General features: G+C 65.5%; 1 protein-coding gene. It reads right to left on the reverse strand.

Annotated elements, in window-relative coordinates:
* The coding region (locus FK530_RS24565; protein WP_146489442.1) for a glycosyltransferase family 2 protein at positions 1-510 on the reverse strand (510 nt) is incomplete at its 3' end.
* Positions 511-682 lie beyond the last annotated feature (172 nt).

Here is a 682-nt window from a genome sequence, read left to right on the forward strand (position 1 = left end):
GTCCAGGTGGACCGCCTCGACGGCATCACGGCGCAGCAGACGCAGGCCGTTGTGGGCATCCGTCAACTTCATCCCGGTCTGCATGCGCGTGACCGTGGCGGCTGTCTTGAGAACCAGCTTCTTCAGCCATCCGACCGGCGAGGGGCCTCCGAGGAACCGTGACCCGAGGACCACGGCCAGGCCTTCGTTCTGCGCCACTTCTCGCATGCGCACGGCGTCGGAGATCTGGTGCTGCCCGTCGGCGTCGAAGGTGATCAGGTAGCGACCGTCGGTGGAGCGCAGGAAGTAGTCGAACCCCGTCTGCAGGGCCGCTCCCTGCCCGAGGTTGATGGGGTGGCTGATGACCACGGCTCCCGCCTCGTGGGCCAGTCGGGCGGAGTTGTCGTGAGAGCCGTCATCCACGCAGATGACATGGGGAAAGGTCTGGATGGCCTCGCGGATGACACCGCCGATGACAGTCGCCTCGTTGTACAGGGGCACAATCAGCCATGTGTCCGGGAATGGGGTCATGCGGGTATCCTCCCACCAGCTCGCCCGCGACGCGGGACGGTGGCACTCCACGCATAGGATTGGAGTCACCCCGCCGATCGGAGGACACATGCCGCGGATATCTGATTCGGCCGATGTCGCGAACAGTGCGCACATCGGTCAGGGCTCACAGGTCTGGCACCTGGCACAGGTC

The sequence above is a fragment of the Tsukamurella conjunctivitidis genome (genome assembly GCF_007858475.1).
In the GTDB taxonomy this organism is placed as follows: domain Bacteria; phylum Actinomycetota; class Actinomycetes; order Mycobacteriales; family Mycobacteriaceae; genus Tsukamurella; species Tsukamurella conjunctivitidis.